Annotated in this window: 24 protein-coding genes; 17 read left to right on the plus strand and 7 right to left on the minus strand. The window is 36.9% G+C overall.

The window, feature by feature from the left end; all coding sequences use genetic code 11:
• The first annotated feature begins 157 nt into the window (after positions 1-157).
• On the plus strand, positions 158-1,213 hold the full coding sequence (locus tag M3225_RS19195; RefSeq protein ID WP_251396300.1) for a tartrate dehydrogenase: 1,056 nt from the start codon (positions 158-160) through the stop codon (positions 1,211-1,213).
• A gap of 208 nt (positions 1,214-1,421) precedes the next feature.
• Positions 1,422-2,633 (plus strand): MFS transporter, encoded by a 1,212-nt coding sequence (locus M3225_RS19200; protein ID WP_251396301.1) that lies wholly within the window; start codon positions 1,422-1,424, stop codon positions 2,631-2,633.
• Positions 2,634-2,751: 118 nt separating this feature from the next.
• On the opposite strand, the gene M3225_RS19205 is transcribed toward M3225_RS19200, so the two are convergent.
• Positions 2,752-3,075: a winged helix-turn-helix transcriptional regulator gene (locus M3225_RS19205; RefSeq protein ID WP_071275285.1), complete on the minus strand. Its 324-nt coding sequence runs from the start codon at positions 3,073-3,075 to the stop codon at positions 2,752-2,754.
• 356 nt (positions 3,076-3,431) lie between these two features.
• Between M3225_RS19205 and M3225_RS19210 the strand changes: the two genes are divergently transcribed.
• The 3 genes from M3225_RS19210 to M3225_RS19220 all read left to right on the plus strand — a co-directional run bounded on the left by M3225_RS19210 (position 3,432) and on the right by M3225_RS19220 (position 6,369).
• Complete coding sequence (locus M3225_RS19210; protein ID WP_186317017.1) at positions 3,432-4,181, plus strand: GTP cyclohydrolase II; 750 nt, start codon at positions 3,432-3,434, stop codon at positions 4,179-4,181.
• Positions 4,178-5,269: a bifunctional diaminohydroxyphosphoribosylaminopyrimidine deaminase/5-amino-6-(5-phosphoribosylamino)uracil reductase RibD gene (ribD, locus tag M3225_RS19215; protein ID WP_251396302.1), complete on the plus strand. Its 1,092-nt coding sequence runs from the start codon at positions 4,178-4,180 to the stop codon at positions 5,267-5,269. The genes M3225_RS19210 and ribD overlap by 4 nt, the downstream gene beginning before the upstream one ends.
• 224 nt (positions 5,270-5,493) lie before the next feature.
• Positions 5,494-6,369 (plus strand): helix-turn-helix domain-containing protein, encoded by an 876-nt coding sequence (locus M3225_RS19220; RefSeq protein ID WP_251396303.1) that lies wholly within the window; start codon positions 5,494-5,496, stop codon positions 6,367-6,369.
• 304 nt (positions 6,370-6,673) lie between these two features.
• Here M3225_RS19220 and M3225_RS19225 read toward each other — a convergent pair whose 3' ends face one another.
• Both M3225_RS19225 and M3225_RS19230 read right to left on the minus strand, forming a co-directional pair.
• A complete protein-coding gene (locus tag M3225_RS19225; RefSeq protein ID WP_013056671.1) occupies positions 6,674-6,820 on the minus strand; it encodes a hypothetical protein in 147 nt (48 codons plus the stop codon).
• A 12-nt stretch (positions 6,821-6,832) separates the two neighbouring features.
• The gene (locus tag M3225_RS19230) at positions 6,833-7,057 is read right to left on the minus strand and encodes a DUF3892 domain-containing protein (protein ID WP_251396304.1); all 225 of its coding nucleotides are present in this window, start codon (positions 7,055-7,057) and stop codon (positions 6,833-6,835) included.
• A gap of 104 nt (positions 7,058-7,161) precedes the next feature.
• Between M3225_RS19230 and M3225_RS19235 the strand changes: the two genes are divergently transcribed.
• From M3225_RS19235 to M3225_RS19250, 4 genes are all read left to right on the plus strand, one after another.
• Positions 7,162-7,842 carry a class I SAM-dependent methyltransferase gene (locus tag M3225_RS19235; protein WP_251396306.1) on the plus strand — a complete coding sequence of 227 codons (681 nt, stop codon included), beginning with the start codon at positions 7,162-7,164 and terminating at the stop codon, positions 7,840-7,842.
• Positions 7,843-7,907: 65 nt separating this feature from the next.
• Positions 7,908-8,036, plus strand: coding sequence for a YuzL family protein (locus M3225_RS19240; RefSeq protein WP_013056674.1), 129 nt, complete (start codon positions 7,908-7,910; stop codon positions 8,034-8,036).
• Between the two features lie 366 nt (positions 8,037-8,402).
• The gene (locus M3225_RS19245; RefSeq protein ID WP_285885856.1) at positions 8,403-8,681 is read left to right on the plus strand and encodes a CD3324 family protein; all 279 of its coding nucleotides are present in this window, start codon (positions 8,403-8,405) and stop codon (positions 8,679-8,681) included.
• A gap of 135 nt (positions 8,682-8,816) precedes the next feature.
• On the plus strand, positions 8,817-9,461 hold the full coding sequence (locus tag M3225_RS19250) for a FusB/FusC family EF-G-binding protein (RefSeq protein WP_251396310.1): 645 nt from the start codon (positions 8,817-8,819) through the stop codon (positions 9,459-9,461).
• Between the two features lie 75 nt (positions 9,462-9,536).
• Here the strand turns inward: M3225_RS19250 and M3225_RS19255 are convergent, their stop codons facing one another.
• Positions 9,537-10,379 (minus strand): sulfurtransferase, encoded by an 843-nt coding sequence (locus M3225_RS19255; protein WP_251396312.1) that lies wholly within the window; start codon positions 10,377-10,379, stop codon positions 9,537-9,539.
• 245 nt (positions 10,380-10,624) lie between these two features.
• On the opposite strand from M3225_RS19255, the gene M3225_RS19260 reads away from it, so the two are divergent.
• From M3225_RS19260 to M3225_RS19270, 3 genes are all read left to right on the plus strand, one after another.
• Entirely contained in the window at positions 10,625-11,374 is a 750-nt protein-coding gene (locus M3225_RS19260; RefSeq protein WP_251396314.1) for a Cof-type HAD-IIB family hydrolase, read from the plus strand.
• A 135-nt stretch (positions 11,375-11,509) separates the two neighbouring features.
• Complete coding sequence (locus M3225_RS19265; protein WP_251396316.1) at positions 11,510-11,986, plus strand: M15 family metallopeptidase; 477 nt, start codon at positions 11,510-11,512, stop codon at positions 11,984-11,986.
• The gene (locus M3225_RS19270; RefSeq protein WP_251396319.1) at positions 11,980-12,204 is read left to right on the plus strand and encodes a peptidoglycan-binding domain-containing protein; all 225 of its coding nucleotides are present in this window, start codon (positions 11,980-11,982) and stop codon (positions 12,202-12,204) included. The genes M3225_RS19265 and M3225_RS19270 overlap by 7 nt, the downstream gene beginning before the upstream one ends.
• 123 nt (positions 12,205-12,327) lie before the next feature.
• On the opposite strand, the gene M3225_RS19275 is transcribed toward M3225_RS19270, so the two are convergent.
• Positions 12,328-12,492, minus strand: coding sequence for a hypothetical protein (locus M3225_RS19275; protein WP_013056680.1), 165 nt, complete (start codon positions 12,490-12,492; stop codon positions 12,328-12,330).
• A gap of 463 nt (positions 12,493-12,955) precedes the next feature.
• A complete protein-coding gene (locus tag M3225_RS19280; protein WP_251396321.1) occupies positions 12,956-13,687 on the minus strand; it encodes a polysaccharide deacetylase family protein in 732 nt (243 codons plus the stop codon).
• 160 nt (positions 13,688-13,847) lie between these two features.
• On the opposite strand from M3225_RS19280, the gene M3225_RS19285 reads away from it, so the two are divergent.
• The 4 genes from M3225_RS19285 (at position 13,848) to M3225_RS19300 (ending at position 15,897) form a co-directional block, all read left to right on the plus strand.
• The gene (locus M3225_RS19285; protein WP_251396322.1) at positions 13,848-14,258 is read left to right on the plus strand and encodes a hypothetical protein; all 411 of its coding nucleotides are present in this window, start codon (positions 13,848-13,850) and stop codon (positions 14,256-14,258) included.
• An 84-nt stretch (positions 14,259-14,342) separates the two neighbouring features.
• The gene (locus M3225_RS19290) at positions 14,343-14,531 is read left to right on the plus strand and encodes a hypothetical protein (protein WP_013056683.1); all 189 of its coding nucleotides are present in this window, start codon (positions 14,343-14,345) and stop codon (positions 14,529-14,531) included.
• A 367-nt stretch (positions 14,532-14,898) separates the two neighbouring features.
• The gene (locus M3225_RS19295; protein WP_374109842.1) at positions 14,899-15,099 is read left to right on the plus strand and encodes a hypothetical protein; all 201 of its coding nucleotides are present in this window, start codon (positions 14,899-14,901) and stop codon (positions 15,097-15,099) included.
• A 600-nt stretch (positions 15,100-15,699) separates the two neighbouring features.
• Positions 15,700-15,897: a hypothetical protein gene (locus tag M3225_RS19300; protein WP_251396324.1), complete on the plus strand. Its 198-nt coding sequence runs from the start codon at positions 15,700-15,702 to the stop codon at positions 15,895-15,897.
• A 57-nt stretch (positions 15,898-15,954) separates the two neighbouring features.
• On the opposite strand, the gene M3225_RS19305 is transcribed toward M3225_RS19300, so the two are convergent.
• Positions 15,955-16,179, minus strand: coding sequence for a hypothetical protein (locus M3225_RS19305; protein WP_251396326.1), 225 nt, complete (start codon positions 16,177-16,179; stop codon positions 15,955-15,957).
• Positions 16,180-16,282: 103 nt separating this feature from the next.
• Here M3225_RS19305 and M3225_RS19310 point away from each other — a divergent pair, with 103 nt between their 5' ends.
• Positions 16,283-17,011 carry a hypothetical protein gene (locus M3225_RS19310; RefSeq protein WP_251396328.1) on the plus strand — a complete coding sequence of 243 codons (729 nt, stop codon included), beginning with the start codon at positions 16,283-16,285 and terminating at the stop codon, positions 17,009-17,011.
• Positions 17,012-17,191: the final 180 nt, after the last annotated feature.

Raw genomic sequence — 17,191 nt, forward strand, 5'->3', positions numbered from 1 at the left:
TTCATAAGAGTCATAATAATTTTTGATTTTTTAAGAGAATGACTATATTCAGAATTTTCTTGAGAAAAACCTCCTTATTCAGTATAATCAAATAGATAATATAAGTCGACGGTCGACCGATAGTTTTTTTTACATAAAAGACACAGGGGGATTTTCTATGAAAACGTTAAAAATAGCGAATATACCAGGAGATGGAGTAGGGAAAGAAGTTGTACCGGCTGCGGTTAGAGTCCTTCATACGATTGCAGATATTCACGGGGGATTAAAATTTGAATTTACAGAATTTCCTTGGAGCTGTGATTATTATTTGAAGTACGGACAGATGATGCCTGAAGATGGGCTAAAGCAGCTTCAAGACTTTGACGGAATTTTTTTAGGAGCCGTAGGAAATTTAAATCTTGTGCCAGATCACGTGTCACTATGGGGTCTACTCATTAAGATCCGTCGAGAATTTCAGCAGGTAATTAATATTCGTCCAGCCAAGAGGTTAAAAGGCATCGCATCTCCACTAACGAACCCAAAAGATTTTGATTTAATCGTTGTTCGCGAAAATAGTGAAGGGGAATACAGTGAAGTAGGAGGCCGGATTTATCAAGGAGAAGATCAAATTTCTATTCAAAATGCGGTTTTTTCCCGAAAAGGAACAGAACGAGCGATGCGCTATGCGTTTGAATTAGCTTCTAAAAGAAAAGCAAAAGTTACAAGCGCAACGAAGTCAAATGGAATTGTGCATTCCATGCCGTTTTGGGACGAAGTGTTTCAAGATGTCGCAAAGAGTTATCCTCATATTGAAACAGATTCACAGCACATCGATGCGCTGGCGGCTTTTTTCATCACGAAGCCGAGTCGTTTTGATGTAATTGTGGCAAGTAATTTATTTGGAGATATTTTAACAGATATCGGAGCTGCTATTATGGGAAGTATTGGCGTTGCTCCTGCTGCAAATATTAATGTGAACGGCAAATATCCCTCTATGTTTGAACCCGTGCACGGGTCTGCTCCTGATATTGTCGGAAAAGGAATTGCAAACCCAATTGGACAGGTTTGGACGGCAAAAATGATGTTGGATCATTTTGGTGAACAAGAATTAGGCAGTCATTTGTTAGAGGTTATTGAACAAGTGACGGAATCGGGCATCGTTACACCAGATGTTGGAGGCAACGCAACTACTAGTGAAGTAACGGATCAGATTATTTTTCATTTAAAGAAGTGAAGGTTCTAAAAGGCACAAATTTTTGTGTCTTTTTTATATTTCATTTGTTTCTATAGGAAAATAAAATCGATAAATACATGTTGACACTTACATATATGAACCCTATAATAGTTTGAGTTGATATAATTCGTATACATATTATTTCTAGACTATGTTTTAGTTTGTTTTAATAAATAGATACGAATGAAAAGATAAAAGGAGGAAAATAATGCAGAAATCGAAATTATGGACAAAAGATTTTTTAGCGGTCTCATTGACTAGCTTTTTTGTTTTTGTCATTTTTTATATGTTAACTGTTACATTGCCGCTGTTTGCAACGGATGAGCTTCATGCAAGTAAGCAAAGCTTAGGGTTAATTGTGACAATCTTTTTAGTGTCCGGCATTGTGTTCAGGCCGCTAGCCGGTAAGTGGATGACAACATTAGGACAAAAGAAAGTACTATTAATAGGTGTCTTAATCTTTTTAATTGGTTCTATTTTATATATGAATATCCACTCATTATCAGCGCTATTGCTGCTGCGTGTGCTTCATGGTATTGGTTTTGGAATGAGCACAACTGCCACAGGAGCAATCGTTGCAAATGTAATCCCAGAACAGAGAAAAGGAGAAGGGATGGGGTACTATGCGACGTTCATGAACTTAGCGATGGTAGTAGGTCCGTTTGTAGGCTTAACGTTAACAAATAGCTTGAGTCATACAGCGGTCTTCACCGTTACGGTTATATCTTCTGTTTTAGCAGTATTATGCAGTCTAGTACTTCGTGTACCTGAGGTGCAGCCAGCTTCTTCTACAACAAATGAAATGCAGCCAACCAAAGGCTTTGCGGCGTTTTTTGAATACCGTTCGCTGCCTATTTCTGTCGCCGGCCTTGTGGTAGCTTTTTCATATGCAAGTGTTATTTCGTTTGTGTCTATTTATGCAAAAGAAATGGGCTTTACTCAAGCTTCAAGCTTTTTCTTTGTTGTATACGCAGTGTGCTTATTGGCTTCTAGACCCTTTACAGGAAAATGGTTTGATCAATACGGAGAAAACAGCGTGGTATACCCATCAATCTTATCTTTAGCTATCGGTATCTTTTTACTTAGCCAAGCGACAACAAGCTGGGTGTTTTTATTAGCAGGAGCATTGATTGGATTAGGTTTTGGGACGATTACATCAAGTTTTCAATCCATTGCTGTAAAAAAAGCTTCTCCTCATCGCCGAGGCGTCGCCACAGCTACGTTTTTTGTGTTTTTTGACTCTGGAATGGGATTAGGGTCCTTTTTATTAGGCATTCTATCCACAGCAGCGGGGTACAGAGGAATGTATGTGTTCTGTTCCATTATTGCTCTTTTAGCTATAGCAGTATATCTTGTATTACACGGCCGAAAAAGCCAGAAGCAACGTATTATTTCTCAAAATGAATCCTTAGGAAAATAACATAAATAAAAAAAGGCGTGCTCAAGGGGAGCATGCCTTTTTTATTTATGAGGCTCTAAAGAAAACGGCTGTGAACACATTTATGTAGAAGCCCTCCTGATTTCTTTAGAGATTCCTTTTATTCCACTTCTTCTTTTGTAATCCACTCACTGGACCATGTTTGAATTTCCTGAATCACCGGCGCCAGCGCTAATCCTTTTTCGGATAAAGAATATTCAATTCGAACAGGAGTTTCCGGAATAACTGTACGAATGACAATTCCTTCATGCTCTAATTCTTTTAAGCGCTCGGATAAGAGCCTTCCGCTTACTGGAAGTGCTTCTTGCATTTGAGAAAATCGTTGTGAGCCGGAAAGTAGTTGAAAAATGATCAAACTCGTCCAACGTTTCGTTAGTATAGTAACAGCCTTTTCAAAACGTGGGCAGAGTGCTAAACCGTCCATGTTATTACCTCCATTCTCTTCCTATAGTATAAAGCAAAGTCAGTATTTTATCTAGTGTTGTGTAATTTAATTACTTAAATATTATAAATTACTTTACGTGTTTAAATTTTAATTATATAATTTATACAATTAAAGAAGTGAATTACTAAAAGTAACAAATGGAACATAAAAGCTTTACAAGATAAATGTATCGTCATATAATACTTTATGCAAGTAAACCTACTTACTTTTAGTAAGCTGATAAACCAATTTAAAAAAATAAATGTTGTGAAGTACAAAAAAAACAGTTGTTCATGTGAGAAATTGAGCAAAACATGAAAATGGTAGATAAGTGAGAAGATACGTAAGAGGAGGAAATGACTGTGATTAACCAAAAAGTTGTTTCAATTTTAAAAGATAAAATTAACGTAGTAAAAAATGAAGACCATTTTATTTATATAGTAGGACCTATTACGCTTCCTGTGAATCTGGATGGTGAGACACAAGTATTTAGTTGGTATTCATGGTTGCGTTCTGATAATGTAAAAGAAGGAGCCTTAAGTACGGAAGAACTCATTGAAAAAATGCAAGGAGCTAATTTGGCTGACATGCAGCAATCGAGTGTTCTTGTGTACGGAGATTTTCAAGAGTCGCATGAGGCACTCATTCGTATGCACAGCATCTGTCATACGGGAGATATTTTCGGAAGCAAACGCTGCGACTGCGGTTTTCAATTAAAACAATCTATGAAAATGATCGTCGAAAATGGGAGCGGAGCGCTGTTTTATTTAGCGAATCACGAGGGACGCGGCATTGGCCTATTCAGTAAAGCAATGGCATACGTTCTTCAAGAAAACGGATTTGATACGGTAGAGGCTAATGAAGGGTTAGGATTTGAAGATGATACCCGCAGCTATAGCGATGCCATCAGCGTGTTAAAAGTACTGCGTCAAAAACCCGTTACGCTGATTACGAATAATCCGAAAAAGCTAATCGCACTTGAGAAAAACGGAGCACTTTTATCAGGGCGCGTTCCACTGTGGGGAGATGTATCTCAGTTTAATGAAAAGTATCTAGACACCAAAGTTAAACGTTCAGGACACTTAAAAGAGGAGGTTCTTCTTTGATTAACCACGAATTTTATATGAATATAGCTTTACAAAACGCAAAAGCAACAAAAGGACAAACAGATCCAAATCCGCTTGTAGGCTCGGTTATTGTAAACGACAATCGAATCGTTGGAATTGGTACGCATTTAAAAGCTGGTGAACCGCATGCTGAAATTCATGCCCTGCGAATGGCTGGCGAACAAGCAAAAGGAGCTACTGCTTACGTAACGCTAGAGCCTTGTTCACACCACGGACGTACAGGTCCTTGTGCTGAAGCTTTAGTTGAAGCCGGTGTAAAAAAAGTGGTCATAGCAACTTTAGATCCCAACCCTTTAGTAGCAGGTAATGGAGTTGAAATTTTAGAAAACGCAGGTATTGAGGTCATAACAGGTGTATGTGAAGAAGAGTCACGTCAAATGAATGAGGTCTTCAATAAGTATATTGTAACGAAGAAACCGTTTGTTTCGTTAAAATCAGCCATTACGTTAGACGGTAAAATAGCAACTGCTTCTTCTCACAGCAAGTGGATTACGTCTGAGGAAGCTCGTTTGGATGTACATCAGCTGCGTCATGAAACAGCGGGTATCTTAGTAGGGGTGAACACGGTCATTAAGGACAACCCCGAGCTGACAACTCGCATTGAAGGTGGCCGAAGCCCAATTCGTATCGTGATGGATTCGAAGCTGCGTATGCCCCTTGATTCCAAGCTAGCAACGGATTCTTTAGCCCAAACGTGGGTATTTACAAGTCAGGGCTATTCAAAAGAAAAAAAAGAACAGCTCCAAAAGCAAGGCGTCGAAGTATTTGTCACAAGCGGTGAGGACAAAGTAAACCTTGAAGATATGCTTTCTATGCTAGGTGAAAAATTTGTTTCATCTCTTTTAATTGAAGGAGGCGGCGAAGTGAATGCCGCATTTGTAGAAAAGCGTTTAATTGATAAATTGGTACTGTATATGGCACCAAAGCTTTCTGGAGGAAAAGAAGCTCCTACTTTCCTAGAAGGAAAAGGCGTAGAAAAGATGTGGGATGCAGTGGATGTAGAGCGTCTTTCGGTGACGTCAATCGGCAAAGACTTTAAATTTGTTGGATATCCCGTTTATAAATAAAAAATGTGCGTGCAGCCATAATGGCTGCATTTTTTTGTAGGTTTTTTTGGAAGAAGAGAAATCATACACTATTTTACTCTTATAGATTAATTTGCTATTATAGGGAATGGTCAATTTAGAAACATTGTATAAATTTTTAACACTTTTACAGTTGACTATCTAAATAAAAGCACTATATGTTTATAGAGAGAATATATTATGTGAAAGTAAGGGTGAGAAAAGAGATGAGAGAGTATAGAATTGGGAGTGTTATGAGAGACCTTCGCAAAATGGCAGGGTTGACACAACAAGAATTATCAAGAGACATTTGTACACAAGCGCAAATCAGCAAAATTGAAAACGGTGAAGAATATCCATCAAGCATTACCCTCTATAAAATTTCTAAGCGCCTTGGCGTAGATGTTAACTACTTTTTTGATAGTGTAGAATCACCTCGACTTGATTACGTAGATGCGGTTCAATCATTAATTCGTCAATATATTCGTCAGAGAGATTATGATGCTATTCATAATATCATTGTAAAAGAAAAAGAAAGTCCGCTGTTTCAAAATCCGCTAAACAAGCAATTTTTAATGTGGCACGAAGGTATTTGTGTGTATTACATTCATCATAATAAAGAAGATGCACTGTCTAAAATGTACCACGCGATCGAGCTTACTAAACAATCAGCCACGTTTTATAAAGAAAGAGAAATCGAAATTTTAAATAGCATTGGAATTATTCTTTATGAAGAGAAAGAGTATGAACAGGCTCTAGATACATATCAAACAGCACTCAAAAGCTTAAATGAGCTCCCTCAAACGAAAGATGAAAACATAAAAATTAGAATTTTAAATGCACTTGCCAAAACGCTTGGAGATATGAGTAACTACGATGAATCATTAATATATAGCAACCGAGGAATCGATTTGTGCATTAGTAATGAATCGATGTATTTATTTGGAGAACTTCATTATCAAGCAGGGGAGAGTTTAATTAAATTAGGTAGAATTGAACAAGGGAAAGAATATATGGAAAAGTCTATGACCATTTTCACCCTGCAAAGAAACGAGCGATTCGTCAAGCTAGTAGAGAAAGAACTTGAAACGCTATTTGTTTAAAATATTCCTATCATTATAATTTTTGAGAAAGTTCTATCAAAATGGAGAAAACAAGCGGTTTTAAGGTGATAAATGCGAATAGAAAGAAATTCATCTACTTTTATCCTGTGATACACTAGAGTCAAATCAAAGAAAGAGGAGGAAATAATCATGAAAAAAGTATTAGTCGGTATGGCATTAGCATTTACATTAGTAGCAGGTGTTGCTTCAGTTGGAACAAGCGTAGCAACAGGAGATTTTTCAACATTAGGTCTTCCAAGCCAACATTAATAGCGAAAGCCGTGCTTCTTAGCACGGCTTTTTCTTATTGTGTTTTACTTGACTGATCTTTGTTGCGTTTGTTTCCCTTTGAATTATCCCCGCTTGAAATTTCTTCACCCATTTCAACAAGGTGGTGCTGTGTTTTTGGATTACTTTGATTAGCGCTTCCTTTATTATTCTTTTTTGTCATATTTATTCTCCTTTAAAATGATGGCAATGCATCCAGATTATTTGTTTTGTCATGATCAGGAATACTGCGAATATACGTACCGCCGTCTTTCCCTACAAAGGTACTCACATGCTCAATGTCTCCTGCTTCTACTTTCTTTAACGCTTCTTCATAGGTTAAAACAGCTCCTGAAGCTGTTTGAAATTCTAGCAGGTCACCGTCTGCATTTTTACGTACCGCAACGAAACGTTCTTTCATAAAAATAAACACCTTCCTTTACATTTATATGGTTGCTGAAATAGTCGTTTTTATTCATTGTAAAAAGTGATAAGGTAAAGAAAAGAGTGCAAAGGGGATAAAAAATGACAACATTTAATTGGCATGATCAAGCTCAAGACGAGTGGAACCAAAAAGTATCATTTTGGAATAGCCGAAGTGAAGAAATGTGGAAAAACGGAAGTCGGAAAACAGTTATTCCATTTATTCAAAAACACCTTAAAAAAGGTGCTTTGCTAGCAGACGTCGGCTGTGGTGATGGGTTTGGGACGTCTCTTCTAGCCGCTTCTGGATATAAAGCAATCGGTCTTGATTTATCAGAAGAAATGATTCAAAAAGCATCTGAGCTGCATAAAAGTGAAAATTTGTCGTTCGCTCAAGCTGATATTATGGAGCTCCCGCTGTCTTCTGAATCAGTAGAAGGGGTTATGGTGATCAACGCGCTAGAATGGACAGAGCATCCGCGATTAGCTCTGAAGGAATTGTACAGAGTTGTAAAACGAGAAGGATACGCATGCGTAGGCATTCTTGGACCAACTGCTCAACCTCGCACTAATAGTTTTCAAAGACTATACGGTGAAGACGTTATTTGCAATACGATGATGCCGTGGGAGTTTGAACAGCTTGCAAAAGAAAACGGATGGGAAGTAATCGATGGCGAAGGTGTATATAAGCGAAATGTTACAGATAAGCTGATTGGACAGCTCCCTCATGAATTAAAACAAGCCTTAACGTTTTTATGGTTAGTTATGCTAAAGAAACAATAAAAACAGCCCACGTCTCCTTATATGTAGCTGTACAAAGGGTACACTACAAACTGGAGGTGAGTGCCATGAGTAAAATTAAAAAAGACCGCTCAAAATCAGAGCTAGGTTCACCAAATGTAGAAGGACAAGGGACAACAACTTCTGAACAAGGTGTTCAAAGCAGTTCAGCTAACAAAAAGCAGAAGCGTTCATAACAAAAATAAAACGAACTTGCAGTGAGAACAACGAACTCTTTGCAAGTTCGTTTTATTTATGGTGTCATCTTTATAAGTAAGAAGGTGTTGTGTGCAAGATTATAGATAGCTTATAATAAAATCTGAGCCAATAATTGTAATTTTATACAAGTTTGGTTTACATTCGAAGTAAAGCGGAGGTGTAATAAATGGTAAATAAAAGATGTTTACCGGATACTGCAGCGTCTCATGCAAAGCCTGATATTAGAGAGGCGATACTTTGCATGGGGTGGACGGTTTAGTAATATACATCGCCTAACCGAGCATATCTCATTTCTAATATATACGGCTTTGCCCCTTATTGTATAAGCAAAATCACATAAGGAGCTGGCAGAAATGACGTATGTAAAAGCAACAAATATTTTACCTGAAGAGCTGATTAGTGAAATTCAAAAATACATTCAAGGAGAAACCATTTATATTCCGAAGCCGCAGAAGGCAAAAAGAAAATGGGGAACTTGCTCTGGTGGAAGAAAGTTGATTGACGAGCGAAACGAACAGATTAAGACTTTATTTAAAAAAGGAACTTCAATTGAGGAACTAGCCCGTGAATACTTTTTATCAAACGAAACCATCAAAAAAATTGTATATAAAAAGCAACGGTAGAAATCAAGCGCTGGCGACTGAATGCCCGCGCTTTTTTAGGTATAGTTTAATTCTGATTTATTTTTTACATTTCGTAAAAGAAGTCCATACGGTAAAGTAAAAAGTAGCTGATTAAATGAAGAAGGAGTGAAGAACGTGGAAGCGTTTATAAGAAATGATCAATATAACTTTATCAAAAGCCAAACGCAAATCCTTATCAATGGGCATGGAACAGTGAACAATTCCGATGTGCTGCAGGCTTTAAAAGCTCTTGCAAAAGAAAAAGTCTTAAATGTGTTTGATGGTCTTAGCGAGGAACAGGAAGAATTACTGTTGCCAGTTGCTGAAGTTAAAAATAAAGAACAAGCAGAAGTGTTTTTAGAAAGTATAAAGCCTTACGTGATTCCATTTAAATCCTTGACAGAAGCTGGCGTGAAAAAGTTGTTTCCAAAAGTGAAAAAGTTAAAAGTCCCTTCTGCTGATAGCATTGATCTAACGAGCATTTCATATGTTAGCTGGATTGATAAAGGCTCAAACAGAAAGTTTATCGTAGCGCAGGATCCGTCTACCCAGAAGTTAAAAGGTATTCAAGGAACTTTTAAACCTATCAACCAGAAGGGGATATGCACACTTTGTCACAGCTACGAGGAAGTCGGTATGTTCACTGCTGAAATCAAAGGAACTGTTCAAGGGACATTTACACAACGAGGAAATTATATTTGTCAAAATAGCGAAGCATGTAATCAAAACCTTCTTACCTTAGAGAGGCTTCATGATTTTATGTTAAGGCTCAGTAAATAATATGCGGCTAATAAGAAGAATACAAAAAAAGAAGGTTCAGTCCCTATACTTTTGGTGAGACTGAGCCTTCTTTGTCTATCCGTTTTTCTCAATAGGATTGTCACTATAGCTAATCCAATCGCTCCAGCTGCCGGCATATAATTTTACATTTGGAAAACCTGCTGATTTTAAAGCTAAAACGTTGGGGCAAGCAGATACACCCGATCCGCAGTATACAATGATTTCAGCGTCAGAATCAATAGCTGAAAACACCTCCTTCCACTCTTTATCTGTTTTCCATAAACCTTCTGAGGTTAACACATCTTGCCAAAAAGAATGAATGGCGCCTGGAATATGTCCTCCTATAAAATCAATGGGTTCTTCTAAGCCGAGATATCTCTTTTTTTCACGAGAGTCGATAAGAACCACATTAGGATTATGAAGGTTCTCTTTTACGTATTCAACTTCTGCAAGTCCCCAATCTTGTTGAATGAGAGGTACAAAAGTTTGAGGAGAAGCTACTGGGACGCTCTTAGTTGTTTCATATCCCGATTGTTTCCAGTTATCAAAACCTCCATTTAAAATTTGTACGTATTCAATTCCTATATATCGCAGTAGCCACCATGCTCTTGAAGCCATCATTCCGTTTTGTTCATCATAAACGACGACTTTTGAATCAGCATTAATTCCTAAGTTACCGAGCTTCTGAGCTAGTTTTTGAACATCAGGCAGCGGGTGTCTGCCTCCGTGAGAAGTAGCTACAGAGGACAAATCTTTTTCTAAATCCAAATAATGAGCATCCGGGAGGTGCTCATTTTGATAAGCATCTGCGCCTGCCTCAGGCTTTCCAAGGGTAAATCGACAGTCGAGCAAAACAATGGAGTGTTCAGGTTGTTGTAATGCAGTATGTAAGTCAGCTGGTGAAATAATAGTGTTCATAACATTCACATCCTTTTACAAAAATTCTAGTTGAAATAAATAAAAATGAAAAGCGTTAAATATAAATTACGGCAAAGGTATGCTGCTTTCCTTCAATTATTCCCCGTAGAATAATTGACCATTTTAGCGCTTATCTGATGCAGAGCGAAATGCTCCTGTGCTACAGTTATAGTAAGAGTTACATAGTATAAGCCAAATGCTCAGCGTAATGTTATACCTACTATTGATGAGAAGGAGAGAGAAAGATGCAAACAAATGAAAAGAAAGAATTTAAATTGATCGCACTAGATATGGATGGAACGCTGCTGAACAATCAGCAAGAAATTTCTAAAGAAAATCGTGAGGCCATTGCTAAAGCTCAAGAACAAGGTGTTCATGTAGTATTAAGCACGGGGAGATCTCTTTTAACATGCCGTGAATACGCGCAATCTCTTCAGCTATCTTCTTACCTTATTACAGTAAACGGAAGTGAAATTTGGGATGAATCTGGACAGCTTGTAGAACGAAAGTTAATTGATGCTTCTTACATTGAGAAAATGTGGAATTTAACGCAAGATCATGAGCTTAACTTTTGGGCTGTGACTACGGATAAAGTATGGAGAGATGAATTTCCAGAAGATATTGCCTCACAAGAATGGCTGAAGTTTGGCTACGATATTCCAGATGATGCTTTACGAGAAAAAGTGCTGAAACAAATAACCGGCATTTCAGATTTTGAAATTAGCAACTCTAGTTTAACGAATCTAGAAATTAATGCACTTGGTATTAACAAAGCGAAAGGGATCATGACTGTATGTGAACGTTTGGGCATTTCAATGGATGAAGTCATTGCGATGGGAGACAGCTTAAATGATATGGCTATGATTGAAGCGGCAGGGTGTGGAATCGCCATGGGAAATGCTCAGGAAGCTGTAAAAGAAGCAGCGGACTGGGTGACAGATACAAATGTCAATAACGGAGTAGCGAAGGCTATCAGCCACTGGGTACTGAAATAATAGCAGCTCTACACAGCAGGCGGTACTTTTGCACAACTTAACTACTTCTCGCATAAACTGATACTGGATGCCTCCCTTAGAGTTCGTCTTATACGTATATATAAGGAGAAGCTATCTAGTTAAGGAGTGGGGAGTATGAGCGATTTATCATTAGACAAGCTGTTAAAAAAAGCAGAAAATAAATTACAGGATGTACATGAAGTAGTGCAAGAAAAAGCGTACGAGCTCATTCAGCAAGCATATAAAGAAAGCATATTTGTTATGATCACTGAAGGATTTAGATCGATAGAGCATCAGCATAAACTATATTCACAAGGCCGAACAACACCAGGAAGTATCGTGACTAATGCCAAAGACGGCTATTCTTCTCATAATTATGGACTAGCTTTTGACATTGCGCTGCTTGATAACAACGGAGAAGTTGACTGGACCATTGATCGAAGATGGAACAAAGCGGGAGAGATAGGAAAAAGAATCGGGTTAGAATGGGGAGGAGATTGGAAAACCTTAAAAGATTATCCTCATTTTCAATATACGTTCGGTTTATCTTTGCCGGAGCTTCGAAGTGGAAAAGCACCTAAAAACAGACGGCAAAGGCTTCAAGAATGCTAATTAAATACGGAGATCGAGGAAATCAAGTACAGTTAATCCAACGTATGCTTATTCACTTAGGTTATTCTCTTTTTGGAGGAGCAGACGGTATATTCGGGTCTTCCACTCTCAAAGCGGTAGAAGCTTTTCAACAAGCACTTTATCTGCAGGTAGATGGACTAGTTGGACCGAAGACACTCGAAAAACTCTATGTTAAATTTAATAAAACTATGTTCTAAATAATCATAAAAACACGAGAACGAGAAAAGGAAGAAAAGAGATGGATGGAAATCGTCTCCTTTCTTCCTTTTCTGTAGTTATAGTAGAAAAACTGAAATTTATAAAGAAATAAAAAGGAATTTTTAAGCGTAAGAAACGTTCACGTGATCTAACTGGATAACATTGCTCAACAATACGATATCTTTATATATTTCACTTTTTACAGAGGCGTTTGAACAGTTTTGATAGTCTTTCAACAAGCGGCCAAGTTCTTTAATAAATAACAACGTCTCTTGTTCATTAATCATAGTCAAAACTCCTTGTTTAGAAATGAATCCAGGTCATTATATAGGAATTTTATCATATCTATACGCACCTGTTGACAAAAAAAGTTCGTCAATTTTTTTGTGAGAAGAAGAAATTTAGGGATATGTGGAATACGTTCGACTCTCTCATTTTATATATATGCAGCTTGTCTAAAAATATGAGAGTAGTTATAGTAATATTTACTCCTAATCATGCAACTTAAAACCTATTTTAGAGGTTATCCGTAAATTCCCTCTATTGTAGAGCGATGGAACAAAAAAAGAATGCCTCTTTTTGTATCTTTAGTATGATAACGTTTTGAAGAAATAAGGCATATTTTTGAGTTTTAAGATGAGTTGAATTAGATCTTTTGACACGATCTTTTTGTAGGAGAGGCATATTTACTTTCTATCAAGGGAAATCGTAAAGCTCCAAAGAGTTTCTAAATCAGAAACTCTTTGGAGCTTAATTTTTTGGATAAGGGATGTGCAAAAGTTCTGGAACGGTCACAAAATGATATCCTTCTTGCTTAAGTCTAGGAATAATGGTATCCAGCGACTTTGCGGTGTTTGAAAGGTCCATGGTCCAATGGCCGCCGTCGTGCATCAAAACAATTGTTCCGTCGTGCATGTTCTTAAATACATTTTTGGTGATTTCTGTTTCTGGGATCTGCTTCCAGTCTAATGAATCAGAAGACCAGTTAATCGCATAGACATTTTCATTTGGCAGCTCGTTGATCATTTCTTGCGTTAAATTTCCATACGGCGGACGAAACAGCTGTGTTTCAAAACCGGTAATGTTTTTAATAATAGCCTGAGTTTTGGCAATTTCCCAGTGAAACTTTTCAGTCGATTCTTTTAGTAAATTGGGGTGCCAATAGGTATGAATCCCAACAGCATGACCTTCAGCTACCATTCTCTTCACCAGCTCAGGATGTTCGTGAGCTTTTGCCCCAATAAGAAAAAAGGTTGCTTTAATACCATGCTTTTTCAATTGATCTAACACATGTGGAGTAAAGCGCGGATCCGGTCCATCGTCAAATGTTAGGGCGGTTTGCTTTAGTTGGTTATTACCTTGATAAAGCAAACGGTCACGCACAGCTACATTTTTTACTTGTTCCGCTTTACATAGTGCAGGAAGAGCTCCATTAAATAAGAAGCACAGTGTGAAAAGTAATATACTAATTTTTCGTATCATGTACATGTACGCTCCTTTCTAGGGCAAAGTATAACGTTATGATACCCGATTAAAAATTTTGTATGAAGCTGAATTTCCCTTTTGTGTCAAAACGTATGATATGCATGAAACAGCGCACTATAATAAACAGTTACTATTAGGTGAAGAAAGGAAAAAGCAGATGAAAAAAATAATGATTGCCGTAGCATTGATTTTTTCGCTAAGTTTATCTCCCTTAGCTGAATATATTTCCTATCACGATGACTATAACGTAAGTGCAAGGTCGTATCGTTCGGGGAAGCGGTCGTTTAATAGACAGCCAAGCGTTAGACAAAATGAGCCGAGGTCTAATTTTTCAAACCGCAGAAATGGAACTGTAAATCGAGGCGTTACCCGTTCAAACCGAGGAGGATTCGCCCGTGGACTGCTGTATGGGGGGTTGGCAGGGATGTTATTTGGCGGTTTGCTTGGTCATATGGGTGCACTGGGCGGGATTTTTGGGTTATTAATTAATATTTTGGCTATTGCCCTTGTAATTAATTTAATTCTGCGGTTATTCCGCCCTTCTCGCCGCGACAATAATTGGAGATAGACCGTAATTGCTGTCATAAACTAATAAGAAAGCTCCATATAAATAAGAAAACGCTTTCTATGGTTAATCGAAAGGATGAAACGTATGTCAGCAAACAGACAGCGCAGCAAATACCTGGCGTTTTGCACAGAATGCGGTCTCCCAAACAGGTTAACATTGTTTCTTTTAAGACAGTACGTTGCGACAGACGAATATAGCGGATTTTATTGTGGAAATTGCGGAAGTCGAAATGAATTTCCAGATTCAGTCATTGAATATATTAAAGAACTATAAAACACAATCTCTTAGAAGATTGTGTTTTATTTATTTGATAAAACTATGTTCTAAATGCAAATTAAAAAGAAAAACATAGCTACTTACAAAAAAGAAACGATGACTTTGGAGAAAAGAAATGCTTTTCTTTATCAAGGATGACCGAGAAAACCCCCAATTCAAGCTTGCTAAAGGGGTTTTACAAAACGGTTTATAAGAAGAATATATATAAAATTAATGACTGTAAGACATAACTAACATTTTTGATTGCAGAAAATCGATTGAACCATACTTTAAAAGGGTGCATATACTGCATTAAAATTTTAGAAAACGGAGGAATTGACTAATGCCTGTTTCCGTCATTTTCAACCAAATAAATGTGGTAAGTATGGTTTCCAATTCAGTAATTGCTTCGGGTCAAAATAGCCAGCCAGATTGGAATTCCCAAGGGAAATTTAACTTAGGAAACGGATTTGCTGTAAATTCAGCTATATTGGGCAGTACCAATATCATTAATGATCAAGATGTTTGTGACACGCCAATTACCCAGCCGGAAAACATTAATCCTCAACCAGTTTCTCAATTCTAGGGAAAAAGAAGATGAAAGAAGTTGAAAAAAGTTGATTATAAAATTTACTAATCTTAATGTTACGTATATTTCTACTAATTCGGGTATTTTCACGGGGGAAAATACCCAATCAGATTGGCAAGTAAATTGGAAAAGTAATACAGGGTTTGGTGAAATAATCGGCTATAATAACTTTGCCTCTCAAATTGTAAATATCATTAACGATAATGACATCGTTGATTCCTATTTTTCTGAACATATAGATTTCAACAACGCCCCTGTTACACAAAGTTAAATAAGGAAAACTGAGCTCTGTAGATACCTTTTTAGGCATTCTATTAATTATTCTGTCAGAGTGGCGAGAATATATTATTAATAGATTTAAACCATCTTTTATACAGATGGTTTTTTGCTAGCTTATTTTCTGATGGAAATTATAGCTGTTAATATAGACTAAAAGGTAATGAGAGGAATACTTTTATAGTAAATGGAGTAAGTATCATATAAAAGGTGTGAAAGCTTAAATAATTAAAGAAACATTCAATTTGAGGCAAACAGGACTGTATTTTCAGTTTTATATTGAATTAGGTGAAGTAAATTGCTGTCTGTGAGGTGTTGTCTATGGTTAATATTCACTATCATTCGATTAAAGTAAATAAAATCCAAAACAGTTCAGGCTTATTTTACGGCGTTAATATTCAATATAAATGGAATCATAAAAGTCAAATTTCTGATGGTTTCGGAAAAATCGTTGGTGATTCTAATAAAATTTCAAATAATACCACCATTGCGAAAATACCTAGAAAGAATAATGAATAGATGTTTAGGTTTAGAATCAAAAAAACTTTTTGTATAAATTCCTTTTTGGTGACCTACTCAAAAAGAATCATTTAAATCATCTTCACCAAGAACGAGGTGTGTGTTATAGGATATTTGATTATCATCTCCGGAAATTGTGCCGAAACCTGAATTACTGCTGCTGATAGTAGTTTCCCAATTTTGTTGAACATTTTTCCCTATAAAAACCCCTGCGTTGTCTTTAACTGCATTTACGGTGATATCATCAAAAACGATCTGAGGAGAACTGAGATCTATTTTCATAATTCCTCCCTATACATATGAGACATTAATAGAAGTCATCTAATACACCATTATATGTTGTAGATGGGCTAAAAGTGTTAAATCAAATAAGGGGTCAAACTCTATGGATGAAAAGGTGCTGAATATACTCGAAACTATTGAAAAAAGGCTCACAAATTTAGAAAGAAACATGAATGAATTTTCAAAAAGAAAGGTACATTCTCTTCATTTAGATATAAAGAACGTTCAAACACTGAACTTGGACGAACTGTCTTATTATTTAGAACATATTGATGTAAAGGAACTTAGTGGAACTCTGAATATCGGTAATACTTTTCCTTCACAAGCGAGTCAATTTCAAGCGCCGAGAAAGAAAGGTAAAAAAACAACAAATGAGTTTGATGACAATCTAAGTTCCGGGAGTCAGAACAATGAAGCAAAAAATAAAGAAAAAGAGCCTTCCGAAATATCAGTTAAAATTAATGAGAAAAGTGTCCCTTACAAACTAATCCATACAGAAGAAATGAGGGAGCCTGATAAAACTCTAGAATCAACTTTTAGCATAGGTGACATTCATATTGGTACGATTGAAGATGCTTCAGCTGTAAATTTTGGCAATAACTTTCCGACAAACTTTAGAAGTCATAAAAAAGTGACTCAAGGATTTGGCAATATTTTAGGTAATCAAAATGATATTCATGACATCTTATCCTCTTTGGAAGAAAAAGATGCATCAGAAGTATACAATGAAAAACAAGACGGGAAGCCGCCTGAATGGCTAGACTCAATGATAAAAGAACAAAAGAAGGAAATGGATGAAGCGAAGCTAGACGAAGATGAAGAGGGAGAATGAGGAAGAGGGTAAAAAAAACGCAGGGTTTTCGGTGCTAAACTTTTGAAAGAAAGCTTTAATTGCGGAACAAAGAAGAATAGGTAATAGAAAACCTGCTACTCGTTTAGAGTAGCAGGTTTTCTATTTTATTTCTCGGTTGCTGCAGTTTCATTTAAAGTATTGGTTAAAATGATTTATTTC

Origin of the sequence: Priestia aryabhattai (genome assembly GCF_023715685.1) — a bacterium.
Classification (GTDB): domain Bacteria; phylum Bacillota; class Bacilli; order Bacillales; family Bacillaceae_H; genus Priestia; species Priestia aryabhattai_B.